Annotated in this window: 18 protein-coding genes; 15 read left to right on the plus strand and 3 right to left on the minus strand. The window is 46.1% G+C overall.

Annotated features, from left to right (window positions below):
* Positions 1-8: 8 nt before the first annotated feature.
* From lpxD to B076_RS0106255, 6 genes are all read left to right on the plus strand, one after another.
* Positions 9-1052, plus strand: coding sequence for a UDP-3-O-(3-hydroxymyristoyl)glucosamine N-acyltransferase (lpxD, locus tag B076_RS0106230; RefSeq protein WP_028486557.1), 1044 nt, complete (start codon positions 9-11; stop codon positions 1050-1052).
* Between the two features lie 43 nt (positions 1053-1095).
* The gene (gene fabZ / locus B076_RS0106235; protein ID WP_028486558.1) at positions 1096-1533 is read left to right on the plus strand and encodes a 3-hydroxyacyl-ACP dehydratase FabZ; all 438 of its coding nucleotides are present in this window, start codon (positions 1096-1098) and stop codon (positions 1531-1533) included.
* A gap of 3 nt (positions 1534-1536) precedes the next feature.
* Entirely contained in the window at positions 1537-2307 is a 771-nt protein-coding gene (lpxA, locus tag B076_RS0106240; protein ID WP_028486559.1) for an acyl-ACP--UDP-N-acetylglucosamine O-acyltransferase, read from the plus strand.
* Entirely contained in the window at positions 2291-3490 is a 1200-nt protein-coding gene (gene lpxB, locus B076_RS0106245; RefSeq protein WP_245566331.1) for a lipid-A-disaccharide synthase, read from the plus strand. The genes lpxA and lpxB overlap by 17 nt, the downstream gene beginning before the upstream one ends.
* Positions 3487-4116 carry a ribonuclease HII gene (gene rnhB, locus B076_RS0106250; RefSeq protein ID WP_028486561.1) on the plus strand — a complete coding sequence of 210 codons (630 nt, stop codon included), beginning with the start codon at positions 3487-3489 and terminating at the stop codon, positions 4114-4116. The genes lpxB and rnhB overlap by 4 nt, the downstream gene beginning before the upstream one ends.
* A 140-nt stretch (positions 4117-4256) precedes the next feature.
* Positions 4257-5237 (plus strand): chemotaxis protein, encoded by a 981-nt coding sequence (locus B076_RS0106255; protein WP_028486562.1) that lies wholly within the window; start codon positions 4257-4259, stop codon positions 5235-5237.
* 66 nt (positions 5238-5303) lie between these two features.
* Here the strand turns inward: B076_RS0106255 and ykgO are convergent, their stop codons facing one another.
* Positions 5304-5429 carry a type B 50S ribosomal protein L36 gene (ykgO, locus tag B076_RS13155; RefSeq protein WP_084205718.1) on the minus strand — a complete coding sequence of 42 codons (126 nt, stop codon included), beginning with the start codon at positions 5427-5429 and terminating at the stop codon, positions 5304-5306.
* 323 nt (positions 5430-5752) lie between these two features.
* On the opposite strand from ykgO, the gene B076_RS12280 reads away from it, so the two are divergent.
* The 4 genes from B076_RS12280 (at position 5753) to B076_RS0106275 (ending at position 9994) form a co-directional block, all read left to right on the plus strand.
* Complete coding sequence (locus B076_RS12280) at positions 5753-7714, plus strand: ATP-dependent DNA helicase (protein ID WP_051347215.1); 1962 nt, start codon at positions 5753-5755, stop codon at positions 7712-7714.
* Between the two features lie 53 nt (positions 7715-7767).
* On the plus strand, positions 7768-8490 hold the full coding sequence (gene tsaB, locus B076_RS0106265; RefSeq protein WP_028486563.1) for a tRNA (adenosine(37)-N6)-threonylcarbamoyltransferase complex dimerization subunit type 1 TsaB: 723 nt from the start codon (positions 7768-7770) through the stop codon (positions 8488-8490).
* Between the two features lie 152 nt (positions 8491-8642).
* The gene (locus B076_RS0106270) at positions 8643-9107 is read left to right on the plus strand and encodes a universal stress protein (protein WP_028486564.1); all 465 of its coding nucleotides are present in this window, start codon (positions 8643-8645) and stop codon (positions 9105-9107) included.
* A gap of 20 nt (positions 9108-9127) precedes the next feature.
* Positions 9128-9994 (plus strand): hypothetical protein, encoded by an 867-nt coding sequence (locus B076_RS0106275; protein WP_051347216.1) that lies wholly within the window; start codon positions 9128-9130, stop codon positions 9992-9994.
* Between the two features lie 125 nt (positions 9995-10119).
* Here B076_RS0106275 and B076_RS12285 read toward each other — a convergent pair whose 3' ends face one another.
* Complete coding sequence (locus B076_RS12285; protein ID WP_157753524.1) at positions 10120-10410, minus strand: hypothetical protein; 291 nt, start codon at positions 10408-10410, stop codon at positions 10120-10122.
* Between the two features lie 147 nt (positions 10411-10557).
* On the opposite strand from B076_RS12285, the gene ycaO reads away from it, so the two are divergent.
* Positions 10558-12279 (plus strand): 30S ribosomal protein S12 methylthiotransferase accessory factor YcaO, encoded by a 1722-nt coding sequence (ycaO, locus tag B076_RS0106285; RefSeq protein WP_028486566.1) that lies wholly within the window; start codon positions 10558-10560, stop codon positions 12277-12279.
* Positions 12280-12398: 119 nt separating this feature from the next.
* Here ycaO and B076_RS0106290 read toward each other — a convergent pair whose 3' ends face one another.
* Positions 12399-13118: a DUF481 domain-containing protein gene (locus B076_RS0106290; protein WP_028486567.1), complete on the minus strand. Its 720-nt coding sequence runs from the start codon at positions 13116-13118 to the stop codon at positions 12399-12401.
* Positions 13119-13380: 262 nt separating this feature from the next.
* Here B076_RS0106290 and B076_RS0106295 point away from each other — a divergent pair, with 262 nt between their 5' ends.
* The 4 genes from B076_RS0106295 to kdsA all read left to right on the plus strand — a co-directional run bounded on the left by B076_RS0106295 (position 13381) and on the right by kdsA (position 18420).
* On the plus strand, positions 13381-14337 hold the full coding sequence (locus B076_RS0106295; protein WP_028486568.1) for an acetyl-CoA carboxylase carboxyltransferase subunit alpha: 957 nt from the start codon (positions 13381-13383) through the stop codon (positions 14335-14337).
* A gap of 129 nt (positions 14338-14466) precedes the next feature.
* Positions 14467-15831, plus strand: coding sequence for a tRNA lysidine(34) synthetase TilS (tilS, locus tag B076_RS13015; protein ID WP_051347218.1), 1365 nt, complete (start codon positions 14467-14469; stop codon positions 15829-15831).
* Positions 15832-15948: 117 nt separating this feature from the next.
* Positions 15949-17574, plus strand: a complete 1626-nt coding sequence (locus B076_RS0106305) for a CTP synthase (protein ID WP_028486569.1) — start codon at positions 15949-15951, stop codon at positions 17572-17574.
* Positions 17575-17586: 12 nt separating this feature from the next.
* The gene (gene kdsA / locus B076_RS0106310) at positions 17587-18420 is read left to right on the plus strand and encodes a 3-deoxy-8-phosphooctulonate synthase (protein ID WP_028486570.1); all 834 of its coding nucleotides are present in this window, start codon (positions 17587-17589) and stop codon (positions 18418-18420) included.
* The last annotated feature ends 51 nt before the right edge of the window (positions 18421-18471 follow it).

An 18471-nucleotide genomic window follows, 5' to 3' on the forward strand; every position in this document is an offset into this window, starting at 1 on the left:
CCTAAGCAATGCATTTAAGCACCTTAATTGAACAACTGGAATCCGCAGGCATTAGCATAGACCTAAAGGGGTCGGCTGATGTTGAAATCATGCAGGTTTCAAGCTTGTTAAAAGCCAAAAAAGGAAATATCAGTTTTCTTTCTGACAGCAAACGAATTAAAGAACTAGAATCCTGCCAAGCTTCGGCTGTCATTTTGAAGACACAGTATGCCGCCTCCTGTCGGCAAACTTGCTTGATTGTCGAAAACCCTTATTTTGTTTATGCCATGGTGGCGCAACTTCTAAACCCGGTGCCTCAATATGAACCGGGGGTTGCCCGCAGTGCAATGGTTTCTGCTTCGGCTAAAATCGGGCAGGGCGTCTCCATTGGAGAGCAGGTATTTATTGGTGATGATGTTCATATAGGCGATTCAACGGTCATCAGACCGGGCTGCGTTATTGAAGCCGGTGTGCATATTGGCGAAGGCTGCCATATCGCTCCCAATGTCGTGATTATGCATGACTGCTCGATTGGCAATCAAACTACCATAGAAGCGGGAACTGTAATTGGTGGTGATGGCTTTGGATGGGCCAATCACCAAGGAAAATGGATCAAAATCCCGCAAATAGGAAAGGTTCGGATCGGCAGTGGCGTATCCATCGGAAATAATTGCACCATTGATCGTGGTGCAATTGAGGACACGATCATTGAAGATGGCTGCATCATAGACAACCTAGTACAGATTGCACATAACGTTCAGTTAGGTGAAGCCTGCGCTATTGCCGGACAAGCTGGATTCGCGGGCAGCACGCAACTCGGACAACATTGCACCGTTGCCGGACAAGCCGGGTTCGCGGGCCACCTGAAAGTGGCTGACAATAGCCATGTTCTGGCCAAGGCCGGGGTGACTCATAATTTAACGCAACCTGGCGTCTATGCTGGATTTCCAGCGATTGAGGTAGGGGAGTGGCAAAGAAACAGTGTCCGTTCACGGCAACTGGATAAGATGGCTAAACAAATAAAGGCTCTCCAAAAAGAGCTTAATACATTACAAGAAAAGCAGACTGATTAACAGATTCTGATAATTATGATTGATAACTTTGGATATTAAAAACATGATGGAAGTCAAAGAAATTTTTGAATATTTACCTCATCGTTACCCGTTTTTGTTGGTTGACCGAGTGACGGATTTTGTAAGTGGCGAATCCTTAAAAGCCTATAAAAATGTAACTTTTAACGAACCTCAGTTTACTGGTCACTTTCCCAATAATCCAATTATGCCGGGAGTCATGATCATTGAAGCCATGGCGCAATGCACTGGAATCCTTGCATTTAGAAGCCAAGGGGTCAAACCTGACGGCACATCAATGTATTATTTAGCCGCGGTGGACAATTGCCGTTTTAGACAGCCTGCCGTACCTGGTGACCGTTTGGATTTTGAAGTGAAAACCCTTGGCAACAAACGTGGCATCTGGAAATTCGAATGCGTAACTAAAGTAGACGGAAAAGTCATCGCTTCTGCTGACCTGTTATGTGCTGAAAGAAAGGTTTAAACATTGATTCACTCAACAGCAATTATTGATCCACTTGCCAATATCGCAGAGGGCGTTCAAATCGGTCCTTACTGTGTGATTGAGGGTGAAGTGACCATTGATGAAGGCACCGTTTTAGAATCCCATGTGGTCATTCAGGGACCAACGGTGATTGGAAAAAACAATCATTTTTTCCAATTTGGAAGTATCGGCGCCGCGCCCCAAGACAAAAAATACGCTGGTGAACCCACTTCTTTAGTAATTGGAGACGGCAATACTTTCAGAGAGAATGTAACCATTAACCGTGGAACGGTCCAGGATCGTGGTGAAACCTGTATTGGCGATGACAATTGGATAATGGCAGGTGTGCATATCGCGCACGATTGTGTCATTGGCAGCCATTGTATTTTCGCCAACGCCACGGCTCTGGCGGGACATGTTCTGGTCAATGACTGGGCGATTTTGGGCGGATACACCTTGGTACATCAGTTCTGCCAGATCGGTGCCCACAGTTTCTGCGGCATGGGCAGCGTCATCAACCAGGATGTTCCTAATTTCGTGGTGGTATCCGGCAACCTCGCCAATCCAAGGGGAATCAATCTGGAAGGATTAAAACGTCGCGGTTTTACTTCAGAACAAATTCAGCTCATCAAAAAGGCCTACCGGAATTTATACCGTACGGGGAATAGGTTGTCGACGGCGATTGAAGAGTTGCGCGAGTTGAATGATGAATTAAACACCCTGGGTTCACTGATCCACTTCCTCGAAACATCAAACCGTGGCATCGTCCGTTAAAATCAAAATGGATGCTTCAAGCGCCTTAGAAAAACATCCTGCCCCGGTCATCGCGATGGTGGCAGGAGAAGCGTCTGGAGACACTTTGGGCGCCGATCTGATCATCAGCCTAAAAAAACACTATCCCGATGCACGTTTTGTTGGCATTGGCGGGCCCAAAATGCTCGCACAGGGGTTTGAAAGCTGGGAGCCTATGGAAAAATTATCCGTCATGGGCTTTTTTGAGGTGCTCAAACATCTTCCTGAACTGCTTAGAATCCGTAAGCGATTGATAAAAAAACTGCTTTTGCTCAAGCCTGATGTGTTCATCGGCATTGACGCACCGGATTTCAATTTTAAAATTGAAGCCACTTTAAGACAAAGTTCGATTACCAGTGTTCACTATGTCGGGCCTTCGGTGTGGGGTTGGCGGGAAAAGCGCTTAAAAAAAATCAAGCAGTATGTGGATGGCGTGCTGGTTCTGTTTCCTTTTGAACCCGATTATTATCACCGTTACGGCATTCCCGTTAAATTTGTTGGCCACCCTTTGGCGCATCAGTTCCCACTTGTTCCCGATACAATTTCAGCACGCAAAAAACTCAATCTTCCTGAATCCGGAAAACAAATCACAGCCATATTGCCTGGTTCGCGTCTCAGCGAAATTGAGTCCATGGCTGACCTTTATATGCAGGCTGCCGCCAAATTAGCACTCATTTATCCGGATATGATTTTCATTGTGCCATGTGTTAATGCCGTCGCTAAAACGCGCATTCAGAAATCCGTTCAAGAATATGCTGAAAATGCCCGCGTCTACCTGTTTGACCAACAATCAAGGACTGTGCTGGAGGCTTGCGATCAAGTGATTGTCACATCCGGTACTGCAACACTTGAGTGCGCTTTGATGAAACGTCCCATGGTCATCGCCATTAAAATCCATCCAATCTCGTACTGGATTATGAAGAAGCTGGCGACCACCCAATGGATTGGGCTGCCTAACATCCTTGCAGGTGAATCCATTGTGACTGAACTGATTCAAGAGGAGGCCTCAGCCGACAAAATCGCTTTGCATCTTGGCCGCTTGGTTGTGGACAACGGCTTGCGCGAAAAACAGCTTAAAGCGTTTGAGCAACAGCACAGATCATTAAAGCAAAATGCGTCTGAATTGGCGGCCGCTGCCATTATTGATTGGGCAAATCTGCCATGAATGGTCAACAGACGGACTTGTTCGATTTTCCGGAACAGGATTCCAATGTCCCTCATTCCTTCGTAATCGGTGTGGATGAAGTGGGAAGGGGGCCGCTGATCGGTGACGTGGTTGCCGCAGCCGTGATTTTGCCGGATGGATGCTCCCTTCCTTTGGCCGATTCCAAGAAACTCAGCGAACGCAAACGCATTGAGCTTGACCAAATGATAAGAGAAGAAGCGGTAGCTTACGCCATCGGTTGCGCTTCACCCGAAGAGATCGACGAGCTGAATATTCTTAATGCCACCATGTTGGCAATGAAAAGGGCCATTGAACAAGTTATGTGTCAATCTGAAAACACTTGGCAAGTATTGGTAGACGGAAATCGCTGCCCACCTATAGATTGTCCTTGTCAGGCGATCGTCAAAGGAGACGGTAAAATTGCTGAAATCAGTGCCGCCTCAATTCTGGCTAAGGTTTATCGAGATCAGCAAATGGACAAATTAGATCAGCTGTATCCTCACTACGGTTTTGCGCAGCATAAAGGCTATCCTACCGTTAAACACCTCAAGGCCATAGAGGAACACGGTATGATTGAGGGGTACCGGAAATCCTTCAAGCCAATTAAGAACTTTTTGTCCGTTTAAATAGACAGGCCTGCTAGAATTCCATACAAGTCGCTGTAAATGTTAATTGGCTTATTTACTAAATTTAGAAACCTGTATATCCTTAGGCTTACCGATATACAAGCGTTTGCTTCAATCCTATTACCAGTAAGGTTAAAAACATGAGTACAACACTAGAACAAGTTGAAAAAACAGCGCAACTGAGTAAAAACAACCAGTTGAGCCTGATGATTTTTCAGGTTCAGTTTCCTCGCGGAGATTCACAACCGCCTTATTATGGTATGAACGTCTTCAAGGTTCGCGAGGTGTTGGAAGCCCGGGCTTATGAAGTGTCCGAGATTCCCGATGCCAACTCGCTTGTGGAAGGCATGATCGAACTTCGTGGCGTTTATCTTCCGGTGATTGACCTGCCAAAATGGATGGGGTTTGAAATGACTGAAGAGGAACGAGAAAAATCCATCATCATCGTCGCCGATTTCAGTCATAATTTTGTCGGTTTGCGGGTATCTCATATCCATGGAGTGGAAGAGAAAGATTGGGCCAATATTCATCCTGCCGGCAACTACAAAGTGGACGTCAACACCAATCAAATCATCAACCATACCTATCTGGAAAACAGTGAAACGCTTTGTTTTATTCTGGACATCGAGAAATTGCTCATTGAGGCCATGCCAACCATGGCAGAAAAGATTTTCGCATCGGCCAAAGACATCCAAGAAGACCAACACACCTTCAGTCCGCGCATCTACGAGAAAACCGTCTTGTTTGCCGAAGACAGCCAGGCGATTCAAAAATACATGGGAATGGTTTTCGACCAGCTCAATCTTAAATATAAAAGTTTTGATAATGGCCGTTTGCTACTCGATCATATCAATTCGCTAGAAAACCTGGACGGTATTTCAATGGTTTTCACCGATCTGGAGATGCCGGTCGCTTCTGGACATACTGTCATAAAAGAACTGAAAGCCAACCCAAGAACTCGCCAATTGCCGATTATTGTGCATACCTCTATGACCAGTGAAAATAACAGCCGGGAAGTTTTGGCGATGGGCGCGGATTACTTTATCGGAAAAGTGGATACCGATCTGATTGTCGAGACAATCAATAAAGTGGATCAAGAAAAGTTTGCCGTCAAACAATAAAGATTTCAGACACAAAAAAGGCGCATGATCAGTGCGCCTTTTTATTTCCGTGGTTAAAGTCGTCTTTTAACGCTGACGTGCTTTAAACTTTGGATTAGTTTTGTTGATTACGTAGACTTTACCGCGACGCTTCACAACTTGACAGTCTTTATGACGTGTTTTTGCAGATTTTAATGATGATAAAATTTTCATTTTTACAATCCCATAATTATGGTCAGATAATCAAAACCGATTCGGTTTTAGCTCAAATTTGAAGCGCGTATGTTACTGCTTTCTAATGGTATTGTCCAGTCAAAAGCCTTATAAACATTGAAATAATGACCATTATTTACCGTTCTCAAGCAAAAAATGATGGAATTGACGAGGGAAATTGAACTACGTTCTGTTTTTTTGCGTTTTATGACGGACCAAAACGAAATATATAAACTCCCGTTTTGGCGAATAGAAATTCAAAATACTCAGCGTGATTCAGTATAATCACTTTCCAAATTTCACTCTCAAAGGCCGCTCCCTAAATGGTTGCACACACAAAATCAGAACCTAAAACCATTGAGCACGTTATGGGCGAGTCCGGTGCGCTTTCTGAACTGGTTGAGGGCTATAGTCCCAGACAGTCACAGCTGGACATGGCGCATGAGGTGCAGCAGCTAATTGAGAGCGATGAGACCTTATTAGCTGAAGCCGGAACCGGTACCGGAAAGACCTTCGCTTACTTGGTTCCGGCACTGCTATCCGGTAAACAAATCATTATTTCAACTGCAACCAAAACCCTGCAAGAACAACTCATTCAAAAAGATTTGCCTACCTTGTTGAAAGCCTGCGGAGTCAAAGGCAAAGCCAGACTGCTCAAAGGGCGCGACAATTACCTCTGCCCTCAACGCTTGGAAATCGCCGAAACAACCGAACAGCACAGCCGGGAAGACTGGAAAAAATTGGCATTGATTCGAGATTGGTCGGAAAAGACCCTGCAGGGCGACCGGGCTGAACTCGAGCACGTCCCTGAAAACGATGCCATTTGGCGCAAGGTCACTGCCAGACTTGAGTTTTGCCAAGCCGCTGAGTGTTTGTCAGAATCGGGTTGTTTTTACCCTAAGGTCAAAGAACAGGCCTCTGAAGCTCAGATTCTGGTTGTGAATCATCACCTTTTTTGTGCCGATTTATCCTTGCGTGAGCAAGGGTTTGGTGAGTTGCTTCCCGATGCGGATGTCTACATTTTTGACGAAGCGCACCAATTGCCGGATATCGCCGCACAGTTTTTGGGTTTCACCATCAGCCGTGGACAGCTTGAGGAATTGACCCGGGATATTCGACACGCTCAAAAAACCGAATCACCCGACAGCCAAGAGATTTCTGACCTGTGTTCGGGGTTTGATGAAAAGATCAAAAGCCTCAATGACACTCTTGGAAAGTGGGAAAAGCGCTGGACGTGGGAGCAACTCGAAAAAGAAGCCTTGTTTCAGGCTGAAATGAAAAAACTGATCAACCAAGTCGGTTTTCTGGTTGAAAGCCTGAAAGTGATTGTTGAACGCGGCAAACAGTTAAACGCGGTCTACAAACGCGCCAAGGATATTGAGTCACAGTTAGCCGAATGGAATGCCAGCCAATCTGAAAACAAAATACGTTGGATTGAATCCTCGCAAGCTCGCTTTAAATTGAATTTAACCCCTTTAAGCGTCGCCAATGCGTTCAGCCGCCAAAGAGAGCAAATTGGCGGCGCATGGCTATTCACTTCTGCTACATTGAGTGTGCGTAACAAGTTCGATTACTTTGCCAACCGTTTAGGCTTGGCTGAGGCTAAAACGGCCACGTGGCCCAGCCCATTCGATTACCCCAAACAAGGCCTGATATATCATCCGATTGGGCTGCCCGAACCCCGTAACCCCGACTATATCAAAATCTGCTTACGTGCCGCTTGGCCATTATTGAAAGCCAGCGAAGGGCGGGCATTCATGCTATTTACGAGCCACCGGGCCCTGCAAGAGGCCTATGCGATTTTGAAACAACATTGGGATGGCAAACTGCTGGTTCAGGGTGAGCTGCCCAAATTAACCTTGCTGAATCAATTCAAACTCTGTGATAAGGTGATTCTACTTGGTACAAGCAGCTTTTGGGAAGGTGTCGACGTCAAAGGAGAAGCCTTGAGGCTCGTGGTGATTGACCGAATTCCATTCGCGCCTCCTGACGATCCCATCGTTCAGGCGAGGGAAGCTTATTTGAAAGAAAAAGGCTTGAACGGCTTTATAAACTTTCAATTGCCGGAAGCCGTCATTGCCATGAAACAAGGGGCGGGGCGTTTGATTCGTGATACCGAAGACAGTGGGGTGTTGATGCTTTGCGATCCCCGTCTAAGCAGCAAGCAATATGGAACCGTCATCCGCGACAGTCTGCCGGATTTTCCCTGGGTATACGATGCGAATAAAGCGATTGCTAAATTAAAGACGAACGGCCAGGTTACAGAAGAGATAAAAACAGTTTAATCAATCCCAGCAACATACCTCCGCTTATTTTACGGAATCAGGACCTTAAAAACATGAAGACCATTTTAGCCATAGAGACCTCCACTCAGGCTTGTTCAGTGAGTGTATTGCATCAAGGCAAGACCACTCAGATATTCGAACTCTTGCCACAAAAACATGCGCAACGGGTGTTGCCGATGATTGATGAAGTGCTGAATACCCTAGGCTTATCGTCCGAGCAGATCGACTATTTGGCTTATGGCGAAGGGCCGGGAGCCTTCACCGGAATTCGTATTGCCGCCGGTGTTATTCAAGGATTGGCATTGGGCTGGAACAAACCCGTCATTGGCATTTCGTCCCTTGAAGCCATGGTATATCATAAGCTCATCAAACCCGAAAATGAGCAGGCTTGTAGGCCCATTAAATGGGCTGCCATGATGGATGCGCGCATGCATGAAGTCTACCTTCAGACCGGAGTTTATTATCCTCAGGACGGGCACTGGCAAGCCTCCGAAGTCAGCCTGCTCTCCGAAGAACAGAGTAAAAGTCAGTTACAGGCCCTAACCGATTTAAACGCCTATCGGGGATATGGTGATGTTCGCGAAGCTTATCCTAAACTCAGTGAACTATTCGAAAACTGGCATGACAGTTTGCCAACGGCAGAATCCATCGCATTATTAGCCAGCATGAAGACCGAAACGGCAAAATTTATCGAAGATCAGGTGCCATTGCCTCTTTATTTGCGAAACAATGTGGCTGAGACGATTGAACAGCGCCGACGAAACAAAGCCAGTTAGTCCTGCAAAAGTGTTGAATGCCTATAAAATAGGCAACTAAGCAGAAGTTTAAGACTTTATTGATTTTTTTTGATTTGACCATTGCTTACACACACTTTTATCCACAGTATTTGTGAATAAAAAACATGGAATTTTAAAGGAAGAGGTTGGTTATGCATCATTATCAAAGTATTTTAGTCGCAGTCGATTTTTCAGATCACAGTAGTCAGGCTTTGGCTCGTGCAATCCAACTTGCCGGTTTTTACAATGCAACGTTGGATGTTATTCATGTGGTCGATGTTCCCACTTATCCGGTTCTTGAAGATGTCGCAGTGACCGGCTTGCCGGGTGTCTGGGATCCGGAGCTGACCGAAACGATTATGCAAAATGCCCATCAGAACCTGAATAAGCTTTTAAGCCAGCACGGTCTGTCCGAACATCGGGCCCACTTGGTCAACGGGATTCCAGAGGATGAAATTCTTCGTTTTTCCGATCAGCATGCCATTGAGTTGATAGTGATGGGCAGGCACGGGCTTAGAGGCTGGCAGAGACTGCTGGGGTCGACCACCGATAGCGTGTTGCACAATGCCACATGCGATGTATTAACCGTTAAAACCGACAAAGAACAAAATCGATAAATATTAAGAGGATTCTCTTCGTGCTTCGCAAGATCAAGAATTTTAATTTCAAAGTATTAAAACTGCTTTCCTCAAGTTTGCTCACTTTAAGTTTAGTGCTGACCGCTAGCGGGGCCCATGCCCAGTCGTTCTCGCTTGGCGAAACCGTGTTTGTGGCCTTTCCTCAGGCCAACATCAAAGACGACGCTTTCATTGTCGGTCAAGTCACCGCCATTACTCAAAAAGGGGATTTTCAGATAGCGGTTCAGGATTACGTTGAAGGCCACGACTATGGTTCTTCCTGCGTCCCGATCAGCAAAAATACCCAAGATCAGGGCTTAGGTTCCGGCTGGGAGATCTGGCAAGATACGACCAAATTGGATACCAAGCAACTCGAGTACATCGTTCCCAAAAGTCAGGTGATGAAATTGGATGACGGTAAGCATTATTTTGTTGAACGCAATAATGTTTATATTGTGTTTGGACGATGGAAATCCGATGCGCCTATGCTTACCGTTGAAAGACTGCAAAGAGCCGAAAGGGAAGCACAAAGCGCGGGTTTGAAAGCAATGTTGCCCGCATTTGAATTGGCCATTCTGCACCGTAAAAGCTTTTATGGTGACTACGGAAGGCCATTGATGGCTTTTGAAGCTGTGGCGCCGCTGAACAAGGCCCTTAATGCAGCATTAGAACTGTTCCAAAAAGACCAACTATTGGAATCTTTGTGGCGCGCAAAACCTAGAAATTGGGAAGAAATAGGGCATTCAAGCCGCCACTACTTTGCGATTGAAGCGATTGATAAAATTGTAGAAGATGCGCAGGACCAGCTCTATGAAGAGGGGCTGGAAAAAGCAGAGGCAGACGAGTTGCAACGTTTAAGAGAGAAGTTAACGCAATTCAAACGCTAATTAATATTAAAGTTATAAAAGTAGGCGACAAAATAAGCCATAAAGTTCAAACGATTAAAACAAAATTTTAAAAGCAGCACGCTAGAACGCGCTGCTTTATTTGATGCTCTGGTGATCAGAACGTTTTAGGGCTTTTCAAAATGATAGTATTCCTGGTTGAGGTAGTCGGCTAACTGCTCAACTTCCTCTTCCCAGAAGCCCGTATTTAAGTTGTTATTGCAAAACTCGACGGCTTTAACCAGCTTCGGGTAATCCGTTGTTTTCTGAGGGTCGTAAGGCTTTGCTGCATGACATTTCATGCAGTCTGCTTTATCATGCAAAGCCTTACCCGGATGTGGTTCAGCAAAGACGGTTGATGTAAACAGCATAAGGCTACTGCCAAAAGTAAACATAAAGCGATTTGAAGTGTCTTTCATAATTGTCTCCTTGACGGCATGGCTAGACACTTCCATTCTACTGCTTTCGCGAAACGGAAATATCAAAATAATTTATTGAAATATAAGATATTTCCACCCTTTATAAACCCCATCATTCTTAAGTGATTAAGCTAGAGATTTTATTCAATGAGTGAATTAACCTACATCAAAGGCAAGGACGCCTGCCTGGAAACCTCAATAGAACGGATGCAGTCCATTTTAAAAGACGCGGGCTTTGATATTGTGGAGGCCTCTTGGCTAAACCCCGTTCCTAATGTGTATTCGGTACACATCTATGATCGTAACTGCCCAGGCCTGTTTACAAACGGAAAAGGCACCAGTCGAAAAGCGACCTTAGCCAGCGCCTTAGGCGAATTCATTGAACGTCTGTCTACCAATTACTTTTTTTCCGATTACTGGTTGGAAAACGACCGTCACGAAACCAAGCAGACTTGGCTATATTACCCGAACGAAAAGCAGGTGGATCCGGTCGAATTCAGGAGTTGTTTGCCTGAACACCTATGGACGTTTTATGATGCGGATCAGGCTTATCAGCCCGAGGATCTGCTCAGTTTGAACGACAGCAATCAAGTGGTGCGCGGCCTGCCATTGGTGGCTGAACACAGTCGCCAAACCGCTTATTTCCCCATGAGTTTGTTGAGCAACCTCTATGCAAGCAACGGCCTGTCTGCCGGCAATACCCTGCTGGAAGCGCAAGTTCAGGGGCTCTCCGAAGTATTTGAACGCTGGGTAAAAAATAAAATCATGCGGGAAAATCTCTGCCTGCCGGAGGTGCCGCAAACCATCATCGGTCAATTTAACACTGTTGTACAAGCGATTGAATCCCTGAAGCAAGAGGGCATTGAAGTCTCTGTTCGAGACGCGTCCCTTGGCGGGCACTATCCGGTTATCAATGTCACTCTGTTTGAGCAGAAGAGTGGGCGGTGTTTTGCGTCATTCGGCGCCCACCCAATTTTCGAAGTGGCTCTGGAAAGAACGCTTACAGAATCACTGCAGGGCAGACAACTCGGCCAGCTGGACGGCTTCCAGACACCTGTTTTTGACGAACAGGCGGTGGCTGAGGATGAAAACATCGAAAACCATTTCATTGACTCCAGCGGCTTGATTCATGCCCGTTTCATCAGTCAAGAGGCGGACTTTGAATTCCACCATTGGGATTTTTCAGGCAGCACCCAGCAACAGTGGGAGCAACTGGTCAAGCTAGTGGTTGATCTCGGAAGCGATGTCTATGTGGCAGCCTATGAGCATTATGACTTACCGGCCTGTCGCATCATTGTTCCCGGCCTGTCTGAAATCTATCCATGCCAGGAACTGGTTGAAAGCAATCAAAATATCGGGCGAGAACTCAGGGAGATTGTACTTTCAATCCATCCCGACTGTGACTTCGCAGAACTTTTGGAGTGGTTCGATTCGCTGGGTCTAAGTGAACATCAAGGGATCGCTTCTTTGGTCGGTTTAATGCCCGACCCCGGCAGTTACTGGGGGCAAATGAAAGTCAGTGATTTCAGATTTTGGCTGGCGCTGGCAGCGAAAGACTATGAGACGGCATTGGACTCCATTCAGGAATCTTTATTCTTTATTGACCCGACCAGCGAATGGGGCACGCGTTATAAAGCATTTGAATTCAGCCTGGAAATGCTTATCAATGAACAGGCCTGCTCATTTTCTGCAGAGCAACTCTTCGGTACTGAACTGGCCCAGAAGGTCTGGCTTAACATCCAGGGGGAAGAGCTATTTTTCGGTGAACCCTTGGCATTAGACGTTTTCAAACAGTCCGACAGGCATCAGCAACTATTGAAAATCTATAACAAAGTCAGGGAAGTCAAGCAGGCCTGGTTTAACGACTGAACTGTTTTAGCGACTGAATAAACCCGTACTGACAACTGCAAACAAAAAGCCCTCATTAATCGAGGGCTTTTTTATATCGATACAACAAAGCGGGAGAGGTCTCCCGATCAAATCCAAGACTAGAAGTCGTACATCAAAGTAATGATGGTTTGTGTGTCATCTTTCTTAATGCCCGGTGCCGGATCGCTGTTGCTGCGGTACTGATAGGTTGCTTTCATGCTCAGACTGTCGGCCATTTTGACTTTGATTCCCGTATTGGTTTCAATCTTGGTCTGCTCAGCCCCAGCGTAAAGAATGGCATCTTGGGTGAATTTGACGTGTTCATTGAATTTATAGCTGTAATCACCTTTCAGGCGCCCAATCGCCTGGGAGGTGTCATCCGAAGTAGTGTAATCGGTGGACTGGTAACCGATACCAGCTTCACCTCTTAACAACGTAACCTCATCTTTAATAAAGGTTTTACCTAGACCGATTGAGAACAGGGAATCCAGATCAATGTCCGCGAACTTGTCCTGTTCGAATCGCGCCTGAACAAAACTGTAATAGTTTTTGCTCTCGTTATAAAAGCGGTTGTACTGCAAATCGGCGACATAACGTTCTTGGGTTTGGTCACCATCTTCAGATTTGTTGCTGACCTCAAAGGCCGATTTGAATTCATAGACCTTCTGAATATAGTCCAGTTTAAGCGCACCATAAACGGCTGTGCTCTCGGTGTTACCGGTGGTATTGGTGTAGCCGATCTCACCGGCTCCTTTTAAACCAAACTCGTCGGCAAAGGCGCTGGTGCATAGGGCGCTTGAAAGTAATGCCGTGGTCAGCATGACGGATGATTTCTTCATTTTACTTTTCCTGATTTTATAAAATTATAATTATAAAGACGGGACGTTAAAACAACGCAATCAACCGTCTACTAGAAATTTAAAGCGCCGCATTATATCAAATAAATAATCGGCTTATAACTTAGGCTTAGTTTTTGTATAAATTTCTGGATGTTCGTCCGTAGAAAAAAATAAGACATAAAGCCCAGTCATATAGAGCACTTGAAAACGAAGTTTGTTAGAATATCGTAAATATTCATACAACCAATGATGGAATTTGAGAATGAAATTAGATTTTTTAGATTTTGAGCAGCCTATTGCTGAACTAGAAGCCAAAATTGATGAGCTTCGTCACCTAGATGGCGGCGATATGGATTTATTGCATGAAATTGCCGCCTTGGAAACCAAGAATAAAAATCTAACCGAATCGATTTTCAAAAGCCTGACGGATGTTCAGGTGGCTCAGGTTGCCAGACACTCTCAAAGGCCCTACACACTGGATTACATCAAAGAAATTTTCACCGACTTTAAAGAGTTGCATGGTGATCGTGCTTTTGCCGATGATTACGCAATCGTAGCGGGCCTAGCGAGACTGGATGGTCAGTCGGTGATGGTCATCGGCCAGGAAAAAGGTCGTGACACCAAAGAAAAAATCAAACGAAATTTCGGCATGCCACGCCCGGAAGGTTACCGCAAGGCTCTGCGCCTGATGAAAATGGCAGAACGTTTTAACTTGCCCATTGTGACCTTTATCGACACGCCGGGCGCTTACCCTGGAATCGATGCCGAAGAGCGAGGTCAAAGTGAAGCCATTGCACGCAACTTGATTGAAATGGCCGAGCTTAAGGTTCCAATTGTTTGTACTGTCATTGGAGAGGGCGGTTCTGGTGGTGCCTTGGCGATTGGCGTTGGTGACGTGACCATGATGATGCAGTACAGCACCTACTCGGTTATCTCTCCAGAGGGCTGTGCTTCAATATTATGGAAAAACGCGGCCAACGCCAAGGATGCCGCCGAGGCGCTTGGCATTACCGCTCCGCGCCTTAAGTCTCTTGGTCTGGTCGACCATATTATTCCAGAACCGCAGGGAGGCGCCCACCGCAACCCTAAAGAAGCGGCCGCAAGCTTGAAACAGGCCTTGAACATTCAACTGTCAAAGCTTGCTGAAGAGTCTATCGAGACGCTTCTTGAAAAACGTTACCAGCGTTATATGGATTACGGAAATTTTGACGTCGCTTAATTCAGCAACTTTTAGCTGATGCTCGATACACGGCCTCGATTCGTTGAGTCGATTCCATACTCTAGACGTTAGTCTTTCTAACCGCTATAGGATTAAAAGGAGTTTGTAAGACTGGCCCATCAAACCCTCATGTCTGAATTCATACGTTTCAAAACGCAATGTCATTCAGACAATCGACTCTATCTTGCCTACAGCGGCGGCCTGGATTCCACAGTATTACTGCATTTGTTGGCAACCGATTCCGATTTGAAGGATCGGGTGTATGCTTTACACGTCAACCACCACCTGCAACCCGAATCTTCTCATTGGGCTGAACACTGTGCAAAAACCTGTCAGCAATTTAAGATCCCGTTTCAATCGTTAAGCGTTGAAATCAACTGTAGCCGCCGACAAGGAATCGAATCAGTCGCAAGAAACCTTCGCTACACAGCCTTGAAGGGGCAACTATCAGAAGGCGATACCTTATTGACCGCACATCATCAGCGTGATCAAGCCGAGACTTTTTTGTTGAATTTGAGCCGCGGAGCCGGTGTTCACGGCTTGTCTGCTATGCCAGAATGTAAAAGGCTCAACTTGCCGGCAGACGCAACAGCTGAACATAAACGTCCCTTACTGAGGGTTCCTTACCCAGAACTACTGGCTTATGCCGAAGCCATGGGGCTAAACTGGATAAGTGACCCAAGCAATGAGAATTGCGACTTCCGCCGAAATTTGATCCGACATAGAATTTTGCCTGAATTTGAGCAGGCCTGGCCAAATATCAGCCAGCAAATTGCCCGCTCGGCAGAATTCATGCAGGAAGCTCAGACCCTAATGGATAAAAATGCCCGCATTCAATTACAACAAGGGGATTTCGATCAATTTTACATTGACCTGAATGACCTAATGGATTTGGATTGGGTTGAACAAAAAAATGTATTGAGATTCTGGGCGAAACAGGTGGCCTGTTTTCAACTCGGTTTTCAGCCACTGCAATGGATAGAGGAACACCTCCATGAAAACAACTGTGTCACCGCCATGCTTCAATTGCCTATGGGGGAATTGAGGCTCTACCGCAAAAAACTCTATTATCTCAATCAAGGGTTCAAGAAATACCAATATAATTTCAATGAGATACTTTATCTTATTGAAAGAGGTTCTAGTAAACTAAAAGAGCAAAAAGAGCGTTGTTTCAAACTCGAACTGCCACACAGTTGGCTGACAAAAAACAAAGATCGTTTGAAGCTTTGCAGCCTCCAGGAAAATGCGGATATCAGCCGAAAGAAACTAAAAAAATGGTTCCAGTCAAAAGGCATTCCGCAATGGCAAAGGGATTATTGGCCAGTCTTAACCCTGGACGGGAAGCCAGTAGCCATTTGGGGTATTCAGGCAAGTTTTGTCGAAACAGACATGGAAACTTCTGAAACTGCTTGCCTCAGACTCACTGAAGAACAGATTCACCAGCTTTCGACCGGCCATTTCATCGAGCAGATAAAGGCGCAGAAAAAGCCCTGATGACAAGCCTAAAAATATTAAATAACATTGATGGCAGGCTGGTTTTACGCTATAATTCGCTTCCATTCTGAAACATCAAAATCTTGATTTCCAACCTTTTCAATAAAGTGTAATTAGATGACTAAATTTATATTCGTGACAGGTGGGGTGGTCTCATCCTTAGGTAAAGGAATTGCGGCGGCTTCACTGGGTGCCTTGCTTGAGGCCCGTGGTCTAAAAGTCAGCATGCTCAAAATGGATCCTTACATCAATGTGGATCCGGGAACCATGAGCCCATTCCAGCATGGTGAAGTATTTGTGACCGATGACGGCGCTGAAACCGACTTGGATTTAGGGCATTATGAACGTTTTGTTCAAAGACACTTTACTAAAGGCAACAGCTTCTCGACCGGCCAGGTTTACGAACGTGTTATCCGCAGAGAACGCCGTGGCGACTATCTTGGGGGAACCGTACAGGTTATTCCGCATATTACCGATGAGATCAAAAACCGTATCCTAAAAGCAGCTGATGGTTATGATGTGACTCTGGTTGAAGTCGGCGGCACGGTAGGGGACATTGAATCCTTGCCGTTTCTGGAAGCGATTCGTCAATTAAGCATCGAAGTCGGCCGTGATCGTGCGATCTTCATGCACCTGACCTTACTGCCCTATATCGCCGTCGCCGGTGAAGTAAAAACCAAACCCACCCAGCACTCGGTCAAGGAATTGCGTTCGATCGGCATTCAACCCGACATTCTGATCTGTCGCTCTGAAATCCCACTGGCCGAAAACGAGAAGCGTAAAATTGCGCTTTTCACCAATGTTGAAGAGAAAGCCGTCATCAACTCGCTGGATGCCAGAACCATTTATGAAGTGCCTAGAATGTTGCACGAGCAAGGTTTGGACAATTTGGTCACCAACCGCTTCCGCCTTGACGTTCCTGCGGCGGATCTGTCTGACTGGGATGCGGTTGTGAATGCGCAACTCAACCCCAAGAAGTCGGTTGAGATTGCGATGGTTGGAAAATACGTTGACCTGACGGAGGCTTATAAATCACTTATCGAAGCCTTGGTGCATGCCGGCATTCACACCAAAACCAAAGTCAATATTCACTATATTGACTCGGAAGAGATCGAAAAGAGCGATACCAGCTGTCTGGAGCAGATGGATGCGATACTGGTTCCCGGCGGTTTCGGCGAACGTGGTGTGGAAGGGAAAATCTCTGCCATCCAATATGCGCGTGAAAACAAGGTTCCTTACTTGGGTATCTGCCTGGGCATGCAAATGGCCGTGGTTGAATACGCCCGTCATGTTGCCGGCATTGAAGATGCCCACAGCAGTGAGTTAAATCCTAATACGCCTAACCCGGTTGTGGCGCTCATTACCGAATGGACCGACGAGCATGGCCACAAGGTGCAACGTGATGAGGAAGCGGATATGGGCGGTACCATGAGACTGGGAAGCCAAAATTGCCGTTTGCAGACTGGCTCGAAGATACGCGAAATTTATGGCCAAGACATCATCAACGAACGTCATCGCCATCGTTATGAGGTCAATGACGGCTACATCTCCAAACTCGAACAGGCCGGTTTGATTTTTGCAGGCCGATCTGAAGATGACACCTTAGTGGAAACCATCGAAATTTCAGACCACCCATGGTTTGTCGCTTGTCAATTCCACCCGGAATTCACCTCGACACCTCGTAATGGTCATCCGCTTTTCACCGCATTCGTGGAAGCCGCCAATCAACATAAAGACTCTTAAGAAGGATTGACTATGGACTTATGTCATTTTAAAGTGGGAATTGATCAGCCTTTGTTTTTAATAGCCGGGCCGTGCGTCATCGAGTCCGAACAGTTGGCGATCGACACCGCTGGACAGCTTAAGGAAATGACGTCTGAACTGGGTATTCCGTTTATTTTCAAATCTTCTTATGACAAGGCCAACCGAACGTCAACCTCAAGTTTTCGTGGATTAGGTATTGAAGAAGGGCTGCGTATCCTGCAAAAGGTTAAGGACGAAATTGGAGTTCCGGTGCTGACCGATGTGCATGAGGACACCCCTTTAGAAGAGGTGGCATCGGTTGTCGATGTCATGCAAACCCCGGCTTTTTTAGTTCGCCAAACCAACTTTATCCAGAAAGTGTGCAGCCAGGGCATTCCGGTCAATATTAAAAAAGGTCAATTCCAAGCCCCGTGGGATATGGATCAAGTGGTCGCCAAGGCTCGTGAAGTCGGTAACGAAAACATCATGGTCTGTGATCGTGGCACCTCGTTTGGCTACAACACTTTGGTTTCGGACATGCGCGGTTTGGCCAGCATGCGTCGCACCGGTTGTCCGGTCGTGTTTGATGCCACCCATTCTGTACAACAACCGGGTGGGCAGGGCGCCTCATCAGGCGGGCAGAGAGAGATGGTTCCGGTCTTGGCTCGAGCTGCGGTTGCCGCAGGTATCTCAGGATTGTTTATGGAAACCCACCCAGACCCTGAAAACGCTTTGAGTGATGGGCCAAACATGTGGCCGCTTGGTAACTTGAAGCCTTTGTTACAGACACTGAAGCACCTCGATGACTTGGTTAAAGCCGAAGGGTTTATTGAAAACTCTCTTTAAAACAAAGTGTCATGCGTTTGTTACATAAACTTTATATAATTGCTTAATTTT

It is taken from the genome of Thiomicrorhabdus chilensis DSM 12352 (assembly GCF_000483485.1).
Taxonomy (GTDB): Bacteria; Pseudomonadota; Gammaproteobacteria; order Thiomicrospirales; family Thiomicrospiraceae; genus Thiomicrorhabdus; species Thiomicrorhabdus chilensis.